At 48.2% G+C, this 25,758-nt stretch carries 15 protein-coding genes; 10 read left to right on the forward strand and 5 right to left on the reverse strand.

Going from position 1 to position 25,758, the window contains the following annotated elements:
• Positions 1-123: 123 nt before the first annotated feature.
• Positions 124-4,947, reverse strand: coding sequence for a caspase family protein (locus NIES2104_RS09875; RefSeq protein WP_058998060.1), 4,824 nt, complete (start codon positions 4,945-4,947; stop codon positions 124-126).
• Positions 4,948-5,339: 392 nt separating this feature from the next.
• Between NIES2104_RS09875 and NIES2104_RS09880 the strand changes: the two genes are divergently transcribed.
• The 3 genes from NIES2104_RS09880 (at position 5,340) to glmS (ending at position 9,731) form a co-directional block, all read left to right on the forward strand.
• Positions 5,340-6,560, forward strand: coding sequence for an MFS transporter (locus NIES2104_RS09880; protein ID WP_058998061.1), 1,221 nt, complete (start codon positions 5,340-5,342; stop codon positions 6,558-6,560).
• Positions 6,561-6,585: 25 nt separating this feature from the next.
• Positions 6,586-7,743, forward strand: a complete 1,158-nt coding sequence (locus tag NIES2104_RS09885; RefSeq protein WP_058998062.1) for a hypothetical protein — start codon at positions 6,586-6,588, stop codon at positions 7,741-7,743.
• A 101-nt stretch (positions 7,744-7,844) separates the two neighbouring features.
• Entirely contained in the window at positions 7,845-9,731 is a 1,887-nt protein-coding gene (gene glmS / locus NIES2104_RS09890; RefSeq protein ID WP_058998063.1) for a glutamine--fructose-6-phosphate transaminase (isomerizing), read from the forward strand.
• Positions 9,732-10,133: 402 nt separating this feature from the next.
• On the opposite strand, the gene NIES2104_RS09895 is transcribed toward glmS, so the two are convergent.
• The 3 genes from NIES2104_RS09895 to NIES2104_RS09905 form a co-directional block, all read right to left on the reverse strand.
• The gene (locus tag NIES2104_RS09895; protein WP_058998064.1) at positions 10,134-11,033 is read right to left on the reverse strand and encodes an alpha/beta fold hydrolase; all 900 of its coding nucleotides are present in this window, start codon (positions 11,031-11,033) and stop codon (positions 10,134-10,136) included.
• 39 nt (positions 11,034-11,072) lie between these two features.
• On the reverse strand, positions 11,073-12,545 hold the full coding sequence (gene glcD, locus NIES2104_RS09900) for a glycolate oxidase subunit GlcD (RefSeq protein WP_058998065.1): 1,473 nt from the start codon (positions 12,543-12,545) through the stop codon (positions 11,073-11,075).
• 135 nt (positions 12,546-12,680) lie between these two features.
• Positions 12,681-16,190 (reverse strand): NB-ARC domain-containing protein, encoded by a 3,510-nt coding sequence (locus NIES2104_RS09905; RefSeq protein WP_058998066.1) that lies wholly within the window; start codon positions 16,188-16,190, stop codon positions 12,681-12,683.
• A gap of 296 nt (positions 16,191-16,486) precedes the next feature.
• Between NIES2104_RS09905 and NIES2104_RS09910 the strand changes: the two genes are divergently transcribed.
• Positions 16,487-17,014 carry a LuxR C-terminal-related transcriptional regulator gene (locus NIES2104_RS09910; RefSeq protein ID WP_058998067.1) on the forward strand — a complete coding sequence of 176 codons (528 nt, stop codon included), beginning with the start codon at positions 16,487-16,489 and terminating at the stop codon, positions 17,012-17,014.
• Between the two features lie 273 nt (positions 17,015-17,287).
• Here NIES2104_RS09910 and pdhA read toward each other — a convergent pair whose 3' ends face one another.
• Positions 17,288-18,319, reverse strand: coding sequence for a pyruvate dehydrogenase (acetyl-transferring) E1 component subunit alpha (gene pdhA / locus NIES2104_RS09915; RefSeq protein ID WP_058998068.1), 1,032 nt, complete (start codon positions 18,317-18,319; stop codon positions 17,288-17,290).
• Positions 18,320-18,668: 349 nt separating this feature from the next.
• On the opposite strand from pdhA, the gene NIES2104_RS09920 reads away from it, so the two are divergent.
• The 6 genes from NIES2104_RS09920 (at position 18,669) to NIES2104_RS09945 (ending at position 25,728) form a co-directional block, all read left to right on the forward strand.
• Entirely contained in the window at positions 18,669-20,750 is a 2,082-nt protein-coding gene (locus NIES2104_RS09920) for an IMS domain-containing protein (RefSeq protein ID WP_072218049.1), read from the forward strand.
• A gap of 95 nt (positions 20,751-20,845) precedes the next feature.
• Entirely contained in the window at positions 20,846-21,814 is a 969-nt protein-coding gene (locus NIES2104_RS09925) for an AEC family transporter (protein WP_058998070.1), read from the forward strand.
• A 79-nt stretch (positions 21,815-21,893) separates the two neighbouring features.
• A complete protein-coding gene (locus NIES2104_RS09930; protein WP_058998071.1) occupies positions 21,894-22,655 on the forward strand; it encodes a response regulator transcription factor in 762 nt (253 codons plus the stop codon).
• Between the two features lie 33 nt (positions 22,656-22,688).
• Positions 22,689-23,969 carry a cell wall metabolism sensor histidine kinase WalK gene (locus NIES2104_RS09935; RefSeq protein WP_058998072.1) on the forward strand — a complete coding sequence of 427 codons (1,281 nt, stop codon included), beginning with the start codon at positions 22,689-22,691 and terminating at the stop codon, positions 23,967-23,969.
• Between the two features lie 161 nt (positions 23,970-24,130).
• Positions 24,131-24,922 (forward strand): pseudouridine synthase, encoded by a 792-nt coding sequence (locus NIES2104_RS09940; protein WP_058998073.1) that lies wholly within the window; start codon positions 24,131-24,133, stop codon positions 24,920-24,922.
• Positions 24,919-25,728 (forward strand): RodZ domain-containing protein, encoded by an 810-nt coding sequence (locus tag NIES2104_RS09945; RefSeq protein ID WP_058998074.1) that lies wholly within the window; start codon positions 24,919-24,921, stop codon positions 25,726-25,728. Before NIES2104_RS09940 ends, NIES2104_RS09945 begins: the two co-directional genes overlap by 4 nt.
• Positions 25,729-25,758 lie beyond the last annotated feature (30 nt).

Consider the following 25,758-nt stretch of genomic DNA (forward strand, 5'->3'; position numbering starts at 1 on the left):
ATTGAAGACTTTTCCGCGTCATTCTTCCACGGATTCTTAGTTCCCATTTCGGTGAATGCTGAGAAAATTAGATACAAAATCAAAATACTGACACCGATTAGAAAAGAAGTGAGTTCGTTCATATCAATTGCAAAGGTTCGAGGATTGCGATCGCAGATAAAATCGAGCGCGATCGCAGCTTTGATCAATCAAGCTATTCAAGTTTAGATTCCAGCGGGTTAATCCTAATCGATCGCTTGTGCTTAAAAGTTCATCAGGCTGAAATACAACACTCACCACACGATCTTGAGTTCCAACGAGGGCTGCGACTGGATCGCCCGTTTCAGGATTCCAGAGTCGAATTGAAGTGTCATCGCTACCGGATGCTAGTACTGATCCATCTTGATTAAAGCTCAGCGTATTTACACTGCTACTGTGTCCGGTTAATGTTCGACGCAGTTTGGCATCCTCGACTGACCAAAGCTGGATGGTGCTATCTCGACTGGCAGAAGCGAGAGTTTTTCCATCTGGACTAAAAGCGAGGGCTGAAACAATTCCGTTGTGCTTTCCTAAAATTGTGGAAGTTCTGCGATCGATATCCCACAGTCGCACAGTGTTATCAGCACTGCCTGAAGCGAGTTGTCCCGTTGAACTGTAAGCGATCGTTGTGACTTCATTAGTATGTCCTTGCAAGATGGTGCGTAAGTCTCCTTCGATGCTCCAGATTTTGATCGTGCGATCGGTGCTGGCGGAAGCGAAACTTTCTCGATCGGGACTGAAGCTGAGAGCCGTGACGCGCTCATTGTGTCCGGCAATAGTTCTAATCAATTCCCCGGTGCTGATGTTCCAGAGTCGAATGGTTTTATCGGCACTAGCAGAAATGAGTAAGGAATCATCAGGACTGATTTGAACTTGGGTAATGGGAGCCGTGTGACCTGTGAGCAGTAGAAAATCAGTGCTGTTTTGCAGTTGGATTGTATTGTCTGGAGCCGCGATCGCAATAATTCTTCCATCTGCACTCACACTCATTGCTGAAAATCCCGTGTTCAATCGAGGTACAGGATTGACCTGCCAGATTCGAGCCGTTTTATCAGTACTAGCGCTTAAGAGTTGAGTGCCAGCCGGACTAAAACTAATGTGGGTGATCGTTCCTTCGTGCCCCTGAATGGTTTCGAGTAGTTCACCTTTGAGGTTCCAAAGTCGAATCGTTCGATCGACTGATCCGGTTGCGATCGTTTTTCCATCCGGGCTATAACTTGCGGTATTCACGCGATCGCGATGTCCTTCAAACGCAGCAATCTCTTTGCCATTAAGCGTCCAAAGCTTTGCAGCATTGTCTCCGCTCGTGAGGAACGATTGACCATTCGGAGCGATCACCACACTGGTTACACCCTCTTTGTGAACGGTGAAGCTTTTGAGAGCATTTGATCGATCCGTTCGCCAAAATTTTACAGTGCCATCTTCACCAGCGGAAACGAATTCATTCCCTTGTCCGAAGCTCACACTATTTACCCATCCTTTGTGTCCTCGCCATGTCTGAACTTCTTTGAACTTCTCTAAATTCCACAGCTTGATCGTGCTATCTCTGCTGCTAGAAATCAGCGATCGATTGTCTGAACTAAACTGAATCGCAGTGACCCAATCTTCATGACCGCTAAGGGTTTGAATCAATGCTCCGTCTCGATTCCAAAACTTAATCGTTTTATCAGCGCTAGAAGTTGCAATGCGTTGATTGTCAGGACTAAAGGCAACGGCAAGAACGCGATCGCTATGTCCAGTTAAATCTCGAATCAATTGCCCTTCTCGATTCCAAAGCTTAACTAAGTTATCATTGCCGACGGTTGCGATCAGTTGACCGTCAGAACTCATGCGAACATCATTCACCGCTTGAGTGTGACCGCTGAGCCGATTGGCTTCTTGAGTGCGTGAGAAAGATTGCTGTAGAGATGCGATCGCGCTTGTTCTCACATCAATTGGAATCGAATTCCAAGGCTGATCAAGTTGCTGTAACTGTCTTCCTGCTTTGATTGCGGTGGTTAAAGATTCTAATTGCCGATTGGAATTCAACAATGCTTCAGATGAGGTCGAAAGTGCTTGAATTTCTCGAACTTGAGCATTGCGCTGATTCCATACGGCAAAAGCTCCAAGACCAAATGCCGCAAGCGCGATCGCCCCAATCGATGCGATCGTGTGTTGAGCGCGTCTGAGATGACGTTTTAGAGTAATCCGATCGCCTTGACGTGCATCTAGACTCGATTGAATTAGAGCTTCAGTATTTTGGGATAGTTCATCGTCGGACTTCGCGTATAGTTCTTCAGCTTCTGCGAGTTGCATTCCTCGTAGCAGCAATTCTGGGGAACGATTGCTTTTTTTCCACTCGACCGCGGATTGATCGATCGACTGTTGAACTTTCAACTGTTTGCGATGATCATCAATCCACCAGCGTAATGTTGACCAATATCGAATTAGAACTTCGTGAGCAAGCTCGATTCGTTCATCATTGATTGTGATGAGCTTTGCAGCACTGAGAGATTGTAATGTTCGATCGATTAATTCTTGAGGATAGCGAGAGAGGTCTGATCTCAACACTCTGCGGCGCGTGTGTTCGGTGCCTTCTCCGATTTGAATCAGGGATAAAAAGATCCGTCGGGCGCACCGTTGCTCATCGGGTTCAAGCTCATGGAAAATAGCTTGTGCTCGATTCTCTAATGCCCCTTGCAATCCGCCAATTTGTGACCAGTAACTTTCAAGCGTTAACACATCTTTTTGACGGTGTTCCCAAAGCTGCTGTAGAACAAATTCTAAGATGGGTAGATCACTCGGAGTTCGGTCGAGTTCTTGCAGCAACACCTCGACTAGTCCTGGCTCGACATCGATTCCGACTTGTTCCGCAGGTCGCACAATCACATCGTAGTATTCTTCATCGCTCAATCCGGGTGGAACTAGAATACTCGATCGCTGAAGAATCGCCGCTAGCTGCGGAATTTCCAAACCTGCTGCAACCGAATCGGCTCTTAGTGTCAGAACTAACTTAAAGCGATCGTTTGTATATTCCAGAACTTCAAGAATAATATTGAGAAAATCTTGCCGAACGGGTTCTGAACACAGCGTGAATAGTTCCTCAAACTGATCAATCACAAGTAACACCATCGGTTCCGATCGCGTTCGTAACCATTGCACCAATCCTTCAGTTCCCTGGTAAACCAAGCCTTCAATCTGTTCTTGTTCTGAACCTGCCAAACAATACGAAAGCGCCTCAAACGGTAGACTTCCCGGACACATTCGTCCCATCCACCAATCTTCACTCCCAAGAACGCGCTTTCCTTGTCGCAATTGCGCCATCAATCCCGCTTGTACAAGCGAAGACTTTCCACTCCCAGAGGCACCAATCACCGCCACGCAAGCATACTTCTGAACTGCCTGTAAAAGCTGATGAGTTAGCGCCTCTCGTCCGTAAAAGAACGCTGCATCTTCTTCTGTAAACGCTTGCAAGCCGCGATAAGGGCACATACCAGTCTTTGATTTAGGGTGAGATGGTTGCTGACCCGAAAAGAGTTCGATCACTTGCTGTGACCCGGAGAGCCAAGCATGGAGCGCGACTTTTCCTGCGATCGCGAATCGAATCTGAGTGATCCAGGTGGCGATCGAATAGCTCGATCGTCGATCGACTTTCTGCAAGGTTTCAACCAGCGATCGCGCAAACAATTCACCATCATTCCGAGGAGAAGCCGCCGCGATCAAACACTGTCCCTCCTCTCGCTGCAACTCTTCAAGCCAATCAGAGAGATCGCTTGCACCCGGACAATCGAGAATGATGATCTGATGCGGAATTGTACAGTGCCGCAGAGCATGACGCAACCACGATCGAGAAATTCTCTCGGTTCCCAAAATCACACAGGGTTCGCCTTCTGCGGTAGTTCCAACTTTCGCCCGTAGATACAGTAAAACCGTGGTCGCTTCAGGAGTTTGTAGCTTAGATTGAATGCTCGATCGTACGGTTTCCCAATCGTCGGAATGATAAGCTAACTCGAATCCAGATCGAAGAAGTTGACTCAGTTGCAGCGTTAACTTGTGATGTGGAAAGGTATCTAGAATAATTGCTTGTCGAGAAGGGATCGCGATCGACATCGGTTTCACACCGACAATTAGCGGTTTTGCTCCGACTCGCTTTGGAGTCTGCAAGGAATACTCAGATTGAAGCTCTATTTCGTTTCGTTGTCTTAACTGGTGATTGATCAATCGAACTTGTTGATTGTGCTTATCAATGTACTTTAGTGTTTGGTGATAAACGTATTTGTACAATCGCTCAGTGTCGATCGCTCCGGTTTTGTCTGCTGCGGCTCCTCTCAATCCCTGCATCAAGCAATAAGTAAACACACCATGCCCTAGTTCTGGAAACTCCCAGGCTTGTTGGGTTTGATCACAAGAGAGTAACGCAGAAAAATCTGAATGTTGTGCCGCGTATTCTCTCAGTGCTCTCGTTAGCTGAACGGTGGGAGCTTCTTGGCTGTGGCAAGCATCCAAACATAAGATTTGTTGAGTCGCTGTACAACGATTTAACTGTTCTAAAAGTTCAGTTACACTCAGCCCGGTATTGAGTAAGTCTGATGTCTGAGTGTCGGTTAAACAAAGAATCGGTTGGCGAGTGTTGGAATCTAGGGAGCTATGACCCGAAAAGTAGATGAAGACAGTATCTGAAGGTTGCGCTGATTGAACGATCGACATTAAACTATCGCGCACCTGGCTCAAAGTCGCAGGCACTCCAAAATCGTGGCGAATTTGCATTGATCGATTTGGAAAGGCTTGTGTCGCATCGATCAGAGCTTCAGAAAGTCCCTGACAATCGATCGCGCAGTAATGCAGCGAGGGAAGATCGGGATCTTTGTAGCGATTCACACCGATTAATAAGAACCAGAGTTTGGCTTGTCCGGTTTCGAGAAGGGTTGAACGGTCGAGAGCGCGGGGCATATAAGTCTTTTTGAGAGTAGAATGCGGCTGAAGCACGATCGCTACAACCCCTGATGATAGATGTCGCTGGCGTAAGTATATCGAACTGCTGATTCACTTGGTGCTACTAGGTCGCGAATTGATACAGTGAAGACCCTGAGAGGATGGTTAAAGAGCGTCGTTCGTTACCACAGCCCGCCCTGAAATGAATTTCGGGCTAATGGTGGAAAGTCTACTAAAGTAGACTCCGAACGAGTTCCAAGCTCTTAGTCCATTTCAATGGACTTTCGTCGGTTAGCCCGAAATTCATTTCAGGGCGGGAGCACAACGAGAGCGAAAGGACTCTCCATACTTTTCAAACCTTCTCTAAAATCCCCTACACTAACCAACAGGACTAAAAGAGTTGGGATTTCATGGGGTTTCTGCCGCGTCTTCAGCATCAAGTTTGGTTATTAGCATTCGGGCGGTTGTTATCTCAGGTTGGCACTGGATTCACCTTGTTCTATGCACCGATTTTCTTTGTGAATCAGGTGGGATTGTCGGCAACTGCGGTCGGAGTCGGCATCGGAAGTGCATCGATTTCGGGCGTGATCGGTCGGGCACTGGGCGGATCGTTCTCAGATTCTAAGTTTTGGGGACGCAGAAGAACGCTGTTACTCTCGGCAATGATTAGCGCGATCGCATCTTTTGCGTTAGCGATCGCGTACAATTTCCCAACCTTTGTGATTGGCAATCTCTTGATGGGATTGGGGACAGGAATCTATTGGCCCGCCACTGAAGCAGTTGTCGCTGACCTCACCACACCAGAACAGCGCAATGAAGCCTATTCGATTACGCGGTTATCCGATGCTTTGGGGCTAGGAATCGGAGTCGTTCTCGGTGGATTGCTAATCAGCACGACTGGATTGTATCGCGCTCTATTTGTCGTCGATGGTATTTCGTTTCTGGTGTTCTTGGGAGTGATTTACTTTCTCATCAAAGAAACGAATCGATCAATGAGTTCTCAATCTCAATGGAGCGGCTGGAAAATTGCGCTGAACGATCGACGATTGATGATTTTCGCGATCGTCAATACGATGTTCACGACGTACATTGTGCAAATCGATAGTACTTTGCCGCTGTATCTCACGAACTTTGTCCGCGTGACGGGTGAGAAAGGCTTTGAACCGGGAACGATTAGCCTCTTTTACACGGGCTATCTGACGCTTTCGGTGTTGACGCAATTACCGATCGCGAAATTAATAAATCGCATGAGACGCACTCAGGTCTTAATGATTTCAGCCGGGTTTTGGGCGGTAGCATTTGGATGCGTTTGGCTGACTGGAACGGTGCATCATGGATGGGCGATCGCGACTTTTGCAATGTTGGCGTTGGGAATCGTGACGTATATGCCCTCCGCCGCATCGTTCGTGGTCGATATTGCGCCCGAATCGGTTCGCGGCGTTTATCTCGCGGTGAATTCTCAGTGTTGGGCGTTGGGATACTTTATCGGACCGCCGATCGGGGGTTGGGCATTGGATCAGTCGCGATCGATTGCCAGCGGATACTGGTTGATTTTGATTGGCACAACTGCGATCGCGGTTCTGATTTTACGAGTCTTAGATAAAATGGTCAGTCACAGCCCTTCCGCGTGATCGTGTTATGTTCAAAAGCCGTTTAATGCTGAGTCTCGTTGCGTTCAGTGTGAGTTTTGCGATTAGTTTACTGATCACGCGAGATTTTGGGCGATCGCTCATTAGTGGTGCCGTAACTTTATTTGCGAGTTTAGTCGGAGCAGCGTTCTCAGAAAATCAGCATCGACAGGCGTTGTATCGTCGATCGGAAGAACTCACCGGACATATTCGATCGCTCAAACAAAAACGGGCTGAGGCGTACGAATCGTTAGTTTTGATCACGCAAGAACGCGATCGCATTTCCAACAGCCTCAATTCTCTCCAAACTCAACTCCGAAATCTCCAAGTCCAAAGCGCGAATCTCTGGCAGCAAAAAGAAGAATTAAGCTGGAATATCACCTCACCGCAGGCATCTCCAGCCAATCAAATTTACGCGCTGCAAACGAAGTTACAAGAACTCGAACAAAAAGAAGCCGAATTAAATAAATCACTCTCAGCAACGCTAACCGCAAAACAACGAGCAGAACTGGGATTAAAAACCACACAAGCCCAATTGAATCAATTTCAGGCACAACTCGCAGAACAGCAGAGCCAAAAAGCTGAACTCACAAAAGAAGTGAATGCGTTATTATCACAGCGACAACAATTAGAAGTGCAATTAACAACGCTCCAGCCAAAAGTTAAAGAACTAGAAAAATATCGCAGTGAATTAAGTCAATTCCTCGAATCCGCAGAACCGAAACGCCAACAAGTCGAAAGCAGTTCCAAATCTCTCCAAGGCGCGATCGAGAATCTCCAAACCCAAATTTCTTCACTCCAAGGCGAACTCGGTCAACTCGAACAGCAAATCCTAGAGCGTCGCCACCAAAAAGAATCACTCGATCAAGAACTGTCCACCCTTCGCCGTGAACTCGAACCCGATGCGGAAGCTGAAGCGTACTCAGAATGGAAAATCTTTTTCAACCAATTGCAGCAACCGGAATTTGAAGCCTTAAACGCGATCGCCCATCAATCGAATCCCAATCCTACCCTGAAGCAAATTGCCGAAGCGAACTTAACCATGCCGGAATTATTGATCGACTCGATTAATGAACGAGCGATCGAAACCATTGGTGATTTCGTGATTGATCCGACTCCGAACACTGCGCCCTCGATCGCTCCGGAGTATTTAGACACCGTGAAACAATTATTACAGCGATCGTAAATTGGTTGCAAAGTATCGCGAAATGTCTGATGTGTATCTGGTATCTTAACCAAACTCAGGCTAAATTATCGGGGTAACAATCCTCAGTTAAGGAGTGAGCTATGTGCGGAATTGTTGGCTATATCGGCACCCAAGAAGCTAGTGGAATTCTCCTCGAAGGGCTACGGAAGTTGGAATATCGGGGATACGATTCTGCCGGAATTGCCACGATTCTCAATGGTGAAATTCACTGTGTCCGCGCAAAAGGCAAACTCTACAATCTCGAAGAAAAACTCGCAGGCGAAACAAATCCCGCCCGTACCGGAATCGCACACACTCGCTGGGCAACTCACGGCAAACCCGAAGAATACAATGCTCATCCGCACATGGATATGAAGCAGCGAATCGCTGTAATTCAAAATGGTATCATCGAGAACTATCGCGAACTGCGTGAGGAATTAAAAAGTCGCGGCTGTGAATTTCGATCGGATACTGACACCGAAGTGATTCCCCATTTGATCGCAGAAGAATTGAGCAAAGCGGAACTCGCGGCTGAATTTCCCTTACTCGAAGCGGTGCGATCGGTCGTGAAACGATTAGAAGGCGCATTCGCGATCGCAGTCATTTGTGCCGATTATGCCGATGAATTAATCGTCGCTCGTCAACAGGCTCCCGTCGTTCTCGGCTTTGGACAAGGTGAATTTTACTGTGCCTCAGACACACCCGCACTGATTCCCTACACTCGTGCGGTGTTGAATCTGGACAACGGCGAACTCGCGAGAATGACCCCGATCGGCGTTGAAATCTACAGCTTTGAAGGACAACGATTAAAAAAGAAGCCCCGCACCTTAGATGTGAATCCGGTGATGGTCGAGAAGCAGGGCTTCAAACACTACATGCTGAAGGAAATTTACGAACAGCCTGGAGTGGTTCGAGCTTGTCTAGAAGCGTATTTCGACACTGAATGGGACGCTTCAAACGAGCAATCTCCAGTCAAGCTCGGATTGCCTAACAGCATTTTGAATGACCTCCAACAGATTCAAATCATTGCTTGTGGAACCAGTTGGCACGCAGGATTAGTCGGCAAATACTTGCTTGAACAATTAGCGGGTATTCCGACCTCAGTGCATTACGCTTCTGAGTATCGCTATTCTGCATCGCCGCTGACTCCAAACACATTGACGATCGGCGTAACTCAATCCGGTGAAACGGCTGATACGCTGGCAGCTTTGGCGATGGAAAAAGATCGTCGATCGACGCTCAGCATAGGTCTAGAAGCTCGATTACTTGGCATTACGAACCGTCTCGAAAGTTCGCTGGGTCATCTCGTTCCGAACATCATCGAAACTCATGCAGGGATTGAAATCGGTGTTGCTGCGACTAAAACCTTTGTGGCTCAAGTGATGGCGTTTTACGCGTTAGCGATCGATCTGACCTTCCGCCGCCAATCGAAAGATCCAAGCGCGATCGAACAATTGCTCGACGGATTGCGCCAGCTTCCCGCACAGATCGAAATCATCCTCGAAAGCCAAGAACGCTACATCGAAGAACTCGCTCACGACTTTGCCGAAACGCAGGATTTCATCTTCTTGGGTCGGGGAATTAATTTCCCGATCGCACTCGAAGGTGCACTGAAACTCAAAGAAATCAGCTACATTCACGCAGAAGGCTATCCCGCAGGCGAAATGAAACACGGACCGATCGCGCTTTTAGATGCCAAAGTTCCGGTGGTGACGATCGCGATGCCCGGATTAGTGTTTGAGAAAGTGCTATCGAATGCTCAAGAAGCACGAGCGCGGGATGCCCGACTGATCGGAGTGACTCCAATGGACGAACAAGAAGCAGCCGATACGTTTGATACGTTGATTCCGGTTCCTCATGTGGATGAAATTCTGTCGCCAATCTTGACGGTGATTCCGCTGCAATTGTTGGCGTATCACATTGCGGCACGACGCGGGCTAGATGTGGATCAGCCCCGAAATTTGGCGAAGAGTGTGACTGTGGAATAACTGCTAGATTTTGTTTGAAGCTGAGATCCTGAACGTTAGGTTTGCTCGACGTTTAGGATCTCAGCTTCGTTGAAAGTATTTAAGAACAGTTAGATTGACGAATTAACGTCAGTTCGATGGATTCTTTCGCTCCGTTGTTTACTTGCTCCGGAATAGAATTCGGGGCTGACAGTGCGAAGTCCCTTCAGGACTGCAAGCCTTAACTTCATGCGTCTTTAGCCCCCTTTAGTGGGCTTCGCACGATTAGCCCCGAATTTCATTCCGGGGCGAGACAGAATCGAAGCGGAAAGACTTGTTGAACTGAGGTTGATTAGAAGCGCGATCGCGAACCCCAAACTTTGAACCGCTGATCTCGAAACTCTACCTTTCAAGCCTCAATCGAGAGCAGCAGCTCATACCCGCTTAATTCACTGCGTGTTCCAACACCCAATCGCGAATCAATTGATTGACCCGATCGGGAATTTCGTCATGCGGACAATGCCCCGCGTTGAGATAATATTCCGTCAATTGTGGGTGATAGCTACGGAACTTTGCACCCCGCTCCCGCGCATTAATCCACGGATCACCTTCACCCCAAAGCATTAACAAGGGTCGGGTCAACTGTCCCAACAACACATCGACCTTTTCCCCTTGAGGAGTCCGAAACACCGAAGCAAACACCTTATCTGCTCCCGGATCAAATGCCGGACGCTGAATTTCTTCGATTAAGCGATCGCTAATTGCACTTTGATCGAGATACACCTTTTGCAGCGTGTTCCGAATCACCGATTTTTGCCGCACATACTGAAACAACAGCCAACTCGCCCAATCCTGATGAAACAAAGCCATCACCAAATTTCCCATCACTTGACGAATCGGATCAGGTTTCGTGGTGCCTTGAATATCGGTAAACGGACCTGCACTATTAATCAAAATCAAACCCGCTGCCGATTCGGGACGCTGAGAAGCCACACATAGCGCGACATAGCCACCCAGCGAATTCCCCGCAATCACCGCAGGCGCACCGATCACTTCAGCAATAAAATCATGAATCTGATCGCGCCAAAGATCCCCGCTGTATTTCCAATCCGGTTTTGCCGATCGACCAAATCCAAGTAAGTCGATCGCCCAAACTTCAAACTCCGAACTCAGACCAATCACATTCTTGCGCCAGTGATCGGTCGAAGCTCCAAACCCATGAATCAACAACAACGGCGGGCGCTGCTGCTGACTTCGCTCACCCATTCGCACATAGTAAACCGACTCGTTGCGCCAGTTCCAATACTGTCCGGGAACTGTCTCGATCGAAGAAGCGACCTGCATGACACAATCCGCAATACATCACATTTTCCATTGTAAATGCTAAAAGCGATCGACGTTTTCAAACGTCTTTTGTCCAGATGCTTTTGCTGCTTCTCCACAAGTCCGAGGAGTCGGAAACAGCTTCGTTGGATTGGCGATTCCCTTCGGATCAAAGGCTTCTCTTACCCATTGCATCGTGTCTAAATCCGCAGGCGTAAACATTTCCGGCATGTAACACCGCTTATCGGCTCCGATGCCATGTTCTCCAGAAATACTACCGCCGACTTTCACACACAGCTTAAGAATTTCGCCACCGAGTTCTTCAACCTGCTCTAATGCACCCGGAACCGCATTATCGTACAGAATTAGCGGATGTAAATTTCCGTCTCCCGCATGAAATACATTCGCCACTTTGTAGCCGTGTTTTTCTCCGAGGGCTTCAATCTCACTCAACACATATTCGAGTTTGGTGCGCGGAATCACCCCATCCTGCACATAGTAATCAGGACTCATCTTACCCATCGCCGCAAATGCCGCCTTCCGACCTTTCCAAATCGTCAAGCGTTCATCGGCTTCGGTCGCAACTGTGACATTTCGCGCCCCATTCTTGCGACAAATTTCTGCGACTCGCTGACTATTGACTTCGGCTTCAACTTCTAAACCATCGACTTCAACCAGCAAAATTGCCGTTGCATCTCGCGGATAGCACCCGGTTGCGACGACATCTTCGACCGCATTAATGCTCATGTTATCCATCATTTCCATGCCGCCCGGAATGATGCCCGCACTGATGATGTCGGAAACGGTCGCACCTGCGGCTTCTACACTGGTGAAGTCGGCTAAGAGAACGCGAATCGATTCAGGAGTTTTGAGAATTTTCAGCGTGATTTCCGTCGCGATTCCTAGTGTTCCTTCAGAGCCAACAAACACTCCAGTCAAATCATATCCTGGCATTTCAGGCAGATCGCCGCCCAATTCCACGATCGAGCCATCCGGGGTGACAATTTTCACGCCCAAAACGTGATTTGTTGTCACGCCATATTTCAGACAATGCACCCCGCCCGAATTTTCAGCAACATTGCCACCGATCGAACAAATAATCTGACTCGACGGATCAGGCGCGTAGTAAAATCCTGCCCCGCTGACCGTTTGAGTGACCCAGCTATTGATCACCCCAGGCTGAACCACCACCCGCTGATTTTCCAAATCGACCTTGAGAATCTTCCGCATCAGCGACGTGACGATCAAAACGCAATTCTGAATCGGTAACGCGCCGCCCGATAATCCGGTGCCTGAACCACGAGCGACAAAAGGAACGAGATGGCGATCGCAAATTTTCACGACTGCCGCCACTTGTTCGGTCGTTCGGGGCAACACCACGAGTTCGGGGCGTTCTCGATAGCTCGTCAACCCATCACATTCGTACACCAACAATTCTTCGCGCTTCCGCACAACGCCGGATTTTCCCACGACTGCCTCAAACTCTCGTGCGATCGCTTGCCAATTCGGTTGAGTTACTATCGCCGTCATCATGGTTTTCCGTACAACACTATGTTTAACGTACCAAAGATCAGCTTATACCAAATCTATCTGTGAATGCCACAGATGGACTCGGTATTAGTCACTTTGTCTGTATAGCTGCGGTTTCTAACCGCCAAGCGCATCACCTTAACCATCAATTGCACCTAAAGCCTTTAATGTTGTTTTTTGTGCATTCGTAATTCCGCTCACGTTTGTAATATTCATGCCGTCATAAGGCTGCGGTTTCTGTAGTACTTTCAAGCATTCTCCAGTTTCCACACTCCATAATCGAACCGTTTGATCTTCGCTACCACTTGCAATCACCAAACCCTCTCGATCGAACTTCACCGACCAAATTCGATCTAAATGTCCTCGTAAAATTTGACAGTCTCCAGTTCTGAGATTCCAAAGTTTCACGGTTTGATCAATTCCGCCACTTGCAATGTGATCACTCGTTGGCGAAAATGCGACTGACATAATACGATCGTTATTCTGAAACACGCTTTCACACTGTCCCGATTTCAAATCCCAAATTCTAACTGTACCGTCTTCACTACCGCTCACTAACTGTTTTCCATCTGTGCTAAATGCGATCGACATGACGCGATTGGTATGTCCTTGTAGCGTTTGCAAACATTGACCTGTGTGCGGATTCCAGAGATGAATCAAATGATTCTCTTCACCGCTGGCGAGAAATTCACCATCAGGACTATACGCGATCGACCAAATCCGGCTCTGCGCCGCTAAGATATGCAAACATTCGCCAGTGTTCGGATTCCAAAGTCGAATCGTTTGATCAAAGCTTCCACTTGCGAGAGTCGTTCCATTCGGACTAAATACGACTGACCAAACCCAATTTGTATGTCCGCGTAGCACTTTTAGGCATTGATTTGTCGATCGTTCCCACACCCGGATCGTATGATCAAAGCTTCCACTTGCCAGCAATTGATCATCAGGACTAAATGCCACTGTCCAAACCCAGTTCTCATGCCCATAAAAGCTACTAACACAGGTTCCAGTCGCACTATCCCAAAGATTCACAGTTTGATCAGTGCTAGTACTTGCTAAGAACTGATTATCGCAGCTAAATTCAACTGATAGAACGAAGTTGGTATAGCCTTGGAGTGTTTTACAACATTCTCCAGTTTGAGTGTGCCAGAGTCGAACCGATTGATCAGCGCTACCACTAGCAATCATGTTTCCGGTGGGGCTAAAAATTGTCGATCGAATCACACCTCGATGCTGTTGTAATGTCTTCAAACACTTACCTGAAGCAATATCCCAAAGCTTGATCGTTTCATCAAAGCTACCACTTAAGAGCGTTTGTCCATCCGGGCTAAAGTTCACACATCGAACTTGATCTAAATGTCCTGTTAATGTTTTTACACAGTTCGAGGTTTCAATGTCCCAAAGTTTAATCGTTGCATCTTCACTTCCTGTTGCAAGCAGTGTTCCATCAGGACTAAAAGCAACGCTCCTCACTGTATTTGTATGTCCTTCAATCGTTTTCAGGCATTTACCCGTTTGCACATTCCAGAGTTTGATTGTGCGATCGTCACTTCCACTTGCTAACATTCGACCATCAGGACTAAAAGCAATCTTACAAATCCAATGTTGATGTCCTTCCAACACTTGTAAGGGCTTGCCTGTGTTGAGATCCCAAAGTCGGATGGTGCGATCGGCGCTACTACTGGCAAGAATCGGAGCCGTGGGAGAAACGGCGATCGAGATTACCCAATCCTGATGTTCCGTCAATGTTCGCAAACATCCGCCTGTTTTTGCATTCCAGATTTTAACTGTGTTGTCTCCACTTGCCGAAACAATCCAGTTACCATCTGGACTAAATGCAATCTCACACACCCAATGCTGATGACCATCACAGGTGAGAATCTTTTGCCCGTCTAGAACATTCCAAAGATGAATTGTTCCTACCGTGTCACTTGCTGCTAATGTTGCACCATCAGGACTAAAAGCAACCGACCAAACATTTCCTAGGGTTTCAGAGAAGACAGATTTCTTCAAATCAGCATTCGTAAAATTGACTTGATGTAGACTTACTCCTTGTAGCTGAGCTTGCCACACTGCTAAATCTGAAAAGTCATAGTTCGTTAAATCCGTTTTTAGACAACACAATAGATTGAGAATGTTTCCTGCTGCATATCCCGGAGCACAACCATAGTGTTGTCGAAGCTTGATTAAAACGTTTTTTAGCTTTTCTTCTAAGTCCGTCTGGCAATGAGTCGGAGCCGTTAAACGATCGACTAACGGCTGCATGATCATCCGAATTTGTCGATCGCGAATGTGATCTTCCACCGTTGCTTTAATCAACGCATGAGACATCAATAGCCCAAATGATTCTGAGCAAAGCTCGTGATAGATACGATCGATAAAGCGATCGATCACGTATTCCATCACCACAGGCTGCTGAGTGAATTTTGCTCCGCGCCTTTCTACGATCGGTCTTCGTGCCAAAGTTGCTAATGCTTCGATCAATTGACGTTTTGGAACTGCAGGCACTAAATCCTCTGCAAGTTCTGACAACGATGCACCATCCCGATCGATCGCAATCCAGTACATGATCTGCTGTTCGAGATGCGATAAGCGATCGAACTGTTCATCTAATAAATCTGAAATTCCACCAAAAACCGCTGTTCCTTGGGTGAGAAATTCCCCAACATCGCTATCAAACAAATCTTGAATCGTCGAAGCCGCAATTTTAAGCGCTAATGGATTACCGCCGTATAGATTGATAAATCGCTGAAATGTTTTTGAATTCGCTTCTAATTGTTTCGGTTTTAAAAATTCTCCAGCTTCGGTCGAATTCAATCCATCCAATCGAATTGATCGCACAAATTGCCCTTCTAACGCTGCGACTTCTTTCGGTTTCTCGCGGCTCGTCAACACCAGACAACTTTGGTGCACTGTTTCCCCGATCCGCCGAAATAACTCGCCATAAGATTCATACCCGATCGGGTAATGTCCAGCCCGATCGCCACTCTCTAGAATAGATTCAACATTGTCCAGGATGAGGAGGCAGCGCGACGATCGCAAATAGTGCATTAATCGAGCCAATTTCCCATCCACCGTGTCCGGTAGTTCCGTCTCTTGTTGACGCGACAAAAACGGAATCCAGTCCGACAAAATCACATCGAGCGGCGGCGCATCTTGTAACGATCGCCAAATCACCGCCTCAAACTTCCCCTGTACCTGTTGCGCCAACTTCACCGAGAGAACCGTTTTTCCGATGCCCCCCATCCCCAAAATCGTCACGAATCGACATTGCTCCTCGGTCAACGCCCGATCGAGCGATTCTAATTCCTGCGATCGCCCACAAAATCCCGACACATCCACCGCTTCCCCCCAATCGATCAGCGCGTGCGATGTGGGAATCGTTGGGCGATCGACTTGGGTAAATTGGCGTAGTGCCACGCGGAAATTGCTCTTCGTCACCCGCTGCCCTAAGCGATCGGACAACAGTTGCCACAATTGCGCCCCGACCAGCTTGATATAGTCCGGATCGTAATCTTCAGCCGTTGCAATCTGTTCATACGTCAACCCTTCCCAAGCGCATCGGAACACAACTTCTTGAAGATGAGTCAACCGATCCTGCTGCAACACCCGATCCAACACACCCAGCGCATCTTCGATCGTGATCACGGTAGTTCACCTTTTCTGATTATTCTCGTTTGGCAGATATTAACTGCTTCAACTAGTCTCAGAGAAATTACGGATACCTTAATTTTCCGACAAAGTTGGGTGGCACAAAATAACGTTTTATAACCTTGAAATCACTAACCTTTTCATACTGTCGATCGCACTTTAGTCGCGTATCGTCGTAGAACAAAGGTGAATCGGGTGCATAAAACCAATGTTTCAACCGTATTCAGCCTTATCGGAACTCGACTGCTCGGCTTCCGTATTCATTCGTTCATTCGCCCCTGAAGATGATGAACATGGCTCTAAATACTTCTAATGATTTCCTGTTGTCTGTGCTTGAAGGTTTAGTCGATGGTATTTTGCTGGTCAGTCCGAATGGTGAATTAATGTTTGCTAATTCTGCTGCCACCCAACTGTGCCAAAAACTAAACCCGAAAGAGCACTATCCTATTGAGGTCTGGCGTTCCTGCGAAGCGTTGATTGAAAGTCGCGAATGGTATGGCGATCGACCACTCGTGATCGAGTCCGAACTGCAAATTGAAGATCATCAAACCTATCGAATCCGAGTTCAATGGTTGCAGTTAGATGAGCCTTGTCTGCTCGTTCGTTTGGAAGATCAACAGCGATCGCTACAAAGTCTTGCCGTCACCGAAGCGAAAAAATTCGGTCTGACTCCAAGAGAAGCCGAAGTCTGGTTTCTCAAACGCTGTAATCTATCTCGAAAAGAGATTGCGGCTCGATTGTTTATTACGATCGATACTGTGAAAAAACATTTAGGTAATATCCAATCAAAACGTCAGGCGCACCAAGAAAGTTGGTGTTAGGAACAAAAAGCTCCGATCTTGGAAAAGATCGGAGCTTTTTCTATAGAAATACCAGATTGGGGTATGTTTTAAAACCTTTTCACTCCGTTGCTGACCCGCCCCGGAATGGAATTCGGGGCTAATCAAACGAAGTCCACTGAAGGGGACTAAAAGCCAATTTGAGCCTCTTCAGTCCGTTTTAACGGCCTTCGCACTGTTAGCCCCGGAATGGAATTCCGGGGCTAACAGTGCGAAGGCGTTTCAAAACACGCCCTAATCCTCAGCACACACGCCCTAATCCTCAGCAAAAATGTACTTATACAATTCGCTCGGATCAGGCTCAGGACTTTCCAATCCAAACTTCACCGCATCTTCCACCAACGCCTGCACTTTCTTCTCAATCTCCTTGATCTCGCTCTGACTGACCAAATTCTGCTCAATCAAATACGAAGAAAACTTCTTCAGGGGATCACGCGCCAACCACGCCTCTTTTTCCTCTTTCGATCGCAGTTCATCCGGATCAGCCAACGAATGCCCCCGAAATCGATACGTCAAACACTCAATCAACGTCGGACCTTCGCCCGCTCTCGCCCGTCTCACCGCTTCCTGCGCGACTCCCCGAACCGCCAGCACATCCATGCCGTCCACTTCATAACCGGGCATTCCAAACACGCTGGCTTTCTTGTAAATCTCAGTTTGCGAACTGGCCCGATCGTGCGCCATCCCGATCGCCCATTTGTTATTCTCAACCACGAAAATGATCGGCAACTTCCACAACGCCGCCATATTCAGACATTCAAAGAACTGTCCGTTATTCGTCGTGCCATCACCAAAAAATGCAGCCGTGACCTGATCCGCAGTTTCATCGCCCATCACTTCCCGCCGATACTTCGACTGGAACGCTGCCCCAGTCGCCACCGGAATCCCTTCACCGATAAACGCAAATCCGCCCAGCAAACGGTGTTCCGCCGAAAACAAGTGCATCGAACCGCCGCGACCTTTACTGCATCCAGTCGCCTTACCGAACAATTCCGCCATCACTTCCCGCGCGGGAACACCACACGACAGCGCGTGAACGTGATCGCGATACGTGCTGCAAACATAATCTTCACCCGGACGCATCGCCCGAATTACACCCGTTGAAACCGCTTCTTGACCGTTATATAAGTGAACGAATCCGAACATCTTGCCGCGATAGTACATTTCGGCACACTTATCTTCAAAAAAGCGACCCAACACCATATCCTCATACAGCATCAACCCTTCTTCGCGGGTCACTTGTGCGGGCACTGTTTGAAATGCCGGAAATGCTCTTTCTTGAACCATGAGAATCAATTAACCTCGCTGCAATAACCCCAGATCGAACAGTGTAGGTGAAGCCTCGCAAAGAATCACGCGCCATTCTGAATAATCTAATCTAAAATACCTTCCTGATGTATCAAAGATCAAATGCTGCAACCGGAAACCCTAACAGAATTATGGTTCGAGATTGACAAACTTCAAGATTTATTTATCTTGAAGTGATGGTCTCAATCCTCAGATACCTTTATTGTTAGGATTACTGTTTCCGAAGTTGCGTACCATCTCTGACTTTGCATCTACAGGGTATGATGTCTGTCAATTCGATCGTCATTCTCTCAAACCTATCTCTGACACTCTGCTGGGGACGTGACCTGTGCGTATACCGCTCGACTACTACCGAATCTTAGGGCTGCCGATGCAAGCGACGGCAGACCAGTTGAAGCAAGCTCATCGCGATCGCACTTTACAATTGCCCCGCCGTGAGTATTCCGAAGCCGCGATCGCCACTCGCCGGGACTTACTCGATCGCGCCTTTGCGATCTTGTCTGACCCCGCTCAACGTAAATCCGTTGACGAGGAATTGTTAGGACTTCAATATGAAAACGATGCGGATGCGGCAACGATCGGACTCGACGATCGACAATTGATCGGAGCGCTTCTGATTCTTCAGGAATTAGGCGAATATGAGCTAGTTCTGAAAATCGGACGACCGTATCTGAGTAGCGGAACGGCATCAATTCGAGATGGACGCTTTGGCGATCCCCGCATTGCTCTGTCTGATATTGTGTTGACGATCGCGCTTGCCTGCCTCGAACTCGGACGCGAACAATGGCAGCAAGGACAATACGAAAGTGCGGCTGAAGCGCTGGAAACCGGGCAGGAATTGTTATTGCGCGAAGGATTGTTTGCCGGAGTCAGAGGCGAAATTCAATCGGATCTCTATAAGCTGCGTCCGTATCGAATTTTGGAATTGTTGGCGATGCCCGATGACGAACAAAGCGATCGACAACAGGGCTTACGACTGCTTAAAGATATGCTGCGAGAACGGGGCGGCATTGATGGCACTGGAAATGATCAATCTGGCTTGAGTATTGATGATTTCCTCAGATTTATTCAGCAACTGCGCGGATATTTGACCGCAGAAGAACAACAGGCATTATTCGAGGAAGAATCTCGCCGCCCGTCTGCGGTCGCGACTTATTTGGCGGTTTATGCACTCCTGGCACGAGGATTCGCGGATCATCAGCCTGCTCTGATTCGACGTGCGAAATTAATGTTGTTGCGGCTGGGTAGTCGGCAAGATGTTCACCTAGAACAATCTGTGTGTGCATTGTTGTTAGGACAGACCGAAGAAGCCAGTCGAGTGCTAGAACTCTCACAAGAATACGAGCCGCTGGCATTCATTCGCGAAAATTCTCAAGGCGCACCGGACTTACTGCCAGGATTATGTCTTTACTCAGAACGTTGGCTTCAGGATGAGGTTTTCCCTCACTTCCGTGATTTAGCGAAACGAGAAGCTTTACTAAAAGACTATTTTGCAGATGAGCAAGTTCAGGCTTATCTCGAGGAATTGCCCGTCGATGGGGAAGTGCTGACCGATTGGTCAATGGCAGAACGCGGTTTAGTTCACCATGAATTGAGCTACGGAGCCACATCAAGAAATGGTAAATCGATCGCAGTCGAAGACAACTACGGCGGACATCGATCGACTACTGCAACCTTAACCGCAACGCCTGAAGTCGCGGCTTCAGAACGATCGACAAAATTGGCTGGCACAGAAACCCGTTCAACCGTTGCGCGTCCCGCTCGTAATGGTCGCCCGCGCCCGCCACAAACTCGTCATCAAGAGCCGGATCACACCGAACCGAGAGCAAGAGCACCGAGGGAAAATCGTCGATCGCGCTGGTTACCGATCATTCTCGGACTGGCACTGGCGATGGGTCTAGGCTTTTTGATTATCCGAGCACTCCGAGCGTTCACCAATCCAAACGCTCAAACCGCAAATGATGCCATTCCAGTCCAGCTTGATCAACCGATCGTGCATTTAGTCCCGCCTGGGCAAGCCGTGTCGCTTTCCGGCGAGATGAATCAACCTCTGGCTCAGAAAGTGTTAGAAACTTGGCTAGATGCGAAAAAATTGGCGATGGGTAAAACTCATGACCCGTCCAAGTTGTCGCAAATTCTCATCGACCCTCGACTGTCCGAGTGGCAGCGCAATGTCGAGGAAAGTAAGCGGGATAACTTATATATCGAGTACGATCATGCGGTCAAAGTCGATCGCGTTGAAGTTAGTCCAACTGATCCGAATCAAGCCAGCGTAAAAGCGACTGTTACCGAGGTTCGGAAGTATTTTCCGGGCGGTCAGGCAGGCGAAGTTCAGACCGATCGAGATATGTCAGTTCGCTATACCTTAGTGCGACAAGACAATCAGTGGCGGATTAAAGACTGGCAGTAAAATTAACTCGAAAATGTCCGTCCTTTGACTGCGCTAAATGGGGATACGATCCAGTACGATAGTGCAGGGAGTAGCGCCCGGTGGCGGGGCATGGCATGATCGGAAGTTTGGTTCACGCTTATACCCCCTTGATCTTCTGGACAGGGGTGGGTGCTTTGTTGTTTAAGTATTTGCCTCAATCGTTTCCAAGACTTTTAGGGCGAAGTTTATATTGGATCGGCGTACCGTGGCAGATTTTCGCCTTGGTGCGGCAGACGGATTTTAATGCGAATGCGGGAATCGCCCCAGTAGTCACGATCGCAACTCTCGGTACGGGATTAACGATCGCTTGGATCACGCTGCAAATTTTGGTCTGGCTCAAAACTGTCTCGAAACCGACTTGGTTAAATGCGATCGATTCTTGGTTGCCGCCGCTCGATCGTTCTTCTCAAGGCACATTCGTCATCGCTTCGATGATCGGCAATACGGGCTTTGTTGGACTGGGATTAATTCCAGCACTGATCGGAGATGGTGATCTAAGTTGGGCGGTCTTCTTTAGCGTCACCCAGAATTTGATCGGCACGTATGGGATCGGGGTTCTGATTGCGAGTCACTATGGACGATCGGAAAATCAAAGCTCGATTTTGACCTTGCTGCGCGATCTCATCACTGTTCCTACTCTTTGGGCGTTTGCGGCAAGTTATGCGACTCAATCGATCGCGTTTCCAGAATGGGGAGAAACGATCGTACATTCGTCGCTATTGTTCGTGATCCCCGCATCTTTTCTATTGATGGGAATGCGATTGATTCAACTTAAAGGAATTGACAGCCTCAAAACCGCTACAATTCCGGTATTGCTGAAAGCTTTAGTGTTACCAATCTTAGTCGCGATCGCGGTTGCACTTCTCGGATTAAATCACGATGCCCGCCTTTCTTTGACGATCATGGCAGGTGTTCCCACTGCATTTGCCAGCTTGATTTTGGCTGAGGAGTATAACTTAGACCATGATCTCGCTGCCAGTAGTATCGCTCTGAGTACGATCGCGATTCTGGTTACGATTCCGATTTGGTTATTTGTTAGCTAAAGATTGAAAAATTGTATAAACGCATACGTACCGCTGGATCAATGGTAGAATTTTGCCGACAAGTCGAGACGCACTTTTTATGTCGCCTACGCTTCTGACCGAACCTGCATCCGTCACACCGAGACTCACTTTAGGACGAATCCTAGTAGTGGACGATGAACATTTGATCCGAGATACGATCGCGCTCACTTTGTCCGATGAAGGTTATGAAATCATGACCGCCGTGGATGGTCGTGAAGCCTTAGAAATTCTTCAAGCGGCACTCAGTCCAGAATCCGATCAGGCTGCGATGCCTGACTTAATCATTTTGGACTTGATGCTGCCGTACGTGAACGGATTGGATATTTGTCGCTGGATGCGTCGTGAAGGAAGCAGTGTTCCGATTCTCATGCTGAGCGCGAAAGGGAGCGAAACCGATCGCGTCGTCGGGCTTGAAGTGGGAGCCGATGACTATCTTACAAAACCGTTTGGAATGCGCGAATTGATTGCCCGGTGCCGCGCTCTTCTGCGCCGTCACCAACAATTTCAGACAACACAACCTGTTCCAACGCTGCAATTTCAAGATGTCACGATTTACCCTCAAGAATGCCGTGTGACCGTTCGGGGTGAAGTCGTCAATTTTTCGCCTAAAGAATTCAAGTTATTAGAGCTTTTCTTGCGCCACCCCAAGCGAGTTTGGTCACGGGATCAACTTTTAGAGAAAATTTGGGGTCATGATTTTATCGGGGAAAGTAAAACTGTGGATGTGCATATCCGCTGGTTGAGAGAAAAGCTCGAACTCGATCCCAGTAATCCCCAATATTTAGTCACGGTGAGAGGCTTCGGATATCGTTTCGGTTAAGCTAAAGGGGAAATTACTCGCCCCTCGCTGCCTGTGTCTGTTCTCTGGTTTCTGGCTGGACTTGCGATCGGGATTCTGCCGTTTACGCTGTATCGGGGTCAACTCAGTTCCCGCATCGATCGCTTAACAAAAGACTTACCGCCCGACGAAGCCGCGATCGATTTGTCGGTGACTTCTCGCTTGTCGATGTTGATGCACCACAATCAGGAACGGATGGAGGAGTTGGAACGCTCGATTGAGGCGTGGAAACAGATTCAGAATCTTTGTCCGATCGCTTATCTTCAAGTCGATGAAGAAAACCAGCTAATTTGGTGCAATCCTGCCGCCGCAGAACTTTTAGGAATCACTCAGAACGAAGATTACGCCCCGCGATTATTGCTGGAACTGGTGCGATCGTATGAACTCGATTCGCTGATTGAAAAGGCACGCGATCGCAATCAACCCCATCAGCGCGAATGGCTGTTTTATTCGATCTCCGCCGATGCTGATGATCTTTCTCATGCTCGATCGACTCCGATTCGAGGATTTGCTTTTCCCTTATCAGCGGGTGAAGTAGGAGTCTACCTCGAAAATCGTCAGGAAGCCACGAACCTAGCACAACAGCGCGATCGTTGGACTTCTGATGTCGCACACGAACTCAGAACGCCCCTCACTTCGATTCGTCTCGTCGCGGAAACGCTACAATCTCGGCTTGATCCCCCCAATCGGCAATGGATCGATCGTTTACTGAATGAAACGATTCGCCTCAGTCGATTAGTTCAAGATTTACTTGATCTCAGTCAGCTAGACCTTAATCCCTCACAGCGATTACGGCTCACTTCTGTAGATTCAGTCAAACTGATTTATTCCGCGTGGCAAAGTCTCGAACCGCTTGCCTGTGAAAAGAACGTGCAATTTTGCTATGACGGGTTAGAGTCGGTCATTCTCAAAGCAGACGAAGCTCGAATGCACCGGGTTTTTCTAAACCTGCTCGATAACAGTCTCAAGTACAGCCCACCAGGAAGCGTGATTCGAGTCGAAACTACCTTACGAGAGCAGTCCAAACCGCGAATTCAGATCGACATCATCGATTCAGGTGAGGGATTCCCTGAAGACGCGATCGATTACGTCTTCGATCGCTTTTATCGGGCAGACCCATCCCGATCACGTCCCGTTCGGGAACAGGAAGCCACTCAGTTGACCAGTGGCAGCGGATTAGGACTCGCGATCGTGCGCCAAATCATTGAAGCGCATCAAGGCACCGTCCGCGCCCAAAATCATCCCAATGGGGGTGCGTGGTTGCAACTAAATTTACCGTGTGAGCGGACTTCATAATTACTTATCGCTCTCTGTCAACGGATTACGAATTCTGAATGACGCTGATTTTCCGCCATTTTACTGAATACAGGCTGGTGTAATATTTGTACATATTAGTATTTGTACGGTCTTTGCATTTTTAGCTTCATCATTTGCTCACATTGTTGTTCTGAATCTGTATGCCTGAAAGAGTCCAGAAAATTCTTTCGCAATGGGGAATCGCCTCGCGTCGTCAGGCGGAACAGATGATCCTGGAAGGGCGCGTGAGACTTAATGGAACTGTCGCAGAGTTGGGTCAGAAAGCTGATCCAGAATGTGATCGCGTCGAAGTTGACGGGCAACTGATTCAAATTGTCGATCGACCACAGTTTCTCTACTTTCTGCTGAATAAACCCGCAGGAGTGATTTCAACCTGTGACGATCCGCAGAACCGAAAAACCGTTCTTGAACTCTTACCGAAGAATTTACGGCAAGGACAAGGACTTCACCCGATCGGTCGATTAGATGTAGAATCAACCGGAGCAATTCTGTTGACGAATGATGGCGAATTGACTCATTATTTGACTCATCCTCGCCATCACATCCCTAAAACATATGAAGTCTGGGTTGAACAAGAAGTGTCACGATCCGTCTTGCAGCAATGGCGCGAAGGCGTTATCTTAGACAACCGAAAAACCCTTCCTGCTTCGGTGAATGTGTTGCGCCGTACTCCATCGAGTACACTCCTGCGCGTCATCCTTCGCGAAGGTCGGAACCGTCAAATCCGCCGAGTCGCTGAGCAGTTGGGTCATCCCGTGATTCAGCTTCACCGCAGTGCGATCGGAGAAATCCAGATCAATCCACCGGGCAGACCCGCTTTACCCACGGGACACTACCGCCCGCTAGAAGATTTTGAAATTCGTGTACTTAAACAGGGCATGAACCCGCCGTTAGAGAAGTTGCCAGCACAGACGAAGGAGCAGCGCAGATGAACAAGCAGACCCTCCAAACAAATCGAGAACAGGCGGAACGGCTGGCAGAGTTGGGCAATCGACTCCGCGATCGTCGTCAATCGCAAGATATTTCTCTCGAAAAAGTGGCAGGAGCAACCTGTATTCAACCCCGGTTATTGAAAGCGATCGAACAAGGAAAGATTGAGGAACTTCCCGAACCTGTCTACATTCACAGCTTTATTCGCCAGTACGCAGACGCGATCGGGCTAAATGGCGTGGAATTTGCCAGTGAATTCCCGACGACGGGCGTGATGGCGTTGCCTACAATTCGCACTTCTTGGCGATCGCTGCCAGGAGCACAGTTACGCCCGATGCACTTGTATTTGATGTATATGGTGCTGATTTTTGGAGCGGTGAACGGGCTGTCGTATTTTCTCAATCGATCGACTCAAGCTTCACTGCCCGCGATCGAGGTACAGCAGCCTATTGTTCCTTCACCGATGGGACCGATGCAGCCCGTTCAACAGCCTGCTAGTACAAAGAAAATTACTCCGGCTCCGGCTTCTAACAAGCCGATTCGGGTAGGAGTGACGGTTGCTGAAGAATCTTGGGTGCGGGTGATGGCAGATAATCAAGTCGCGTTTGAGGGTGAATTGCCCAAGGGGACGCAGCGGACTTGGACCGCCGATCGACAAGTCGTTGTTCGGGCTGGAAATGCGGGCGGCGTGATCGTGTCTTATAACGAGAGTCAGGCAAAACCGCTGGGACAACCGGGAGAGATTGAAGAAATGATTTTCCCGCCTGATCCGCAGATGGCGACTTTGCCCAACGAGAATTTGAGATAATAGGCTGTGGGGCGAATTCCGCCCCTTTAT

The organism is Leptolyngbya sp. NIES-2104, assembly GCF_001485215.1.
GTDB lineage: Bacteria > Cyanobacteriota > Cyanobacteriia > Leptolyngbyales > Leptolyngbyaceae > Leptolyngbya.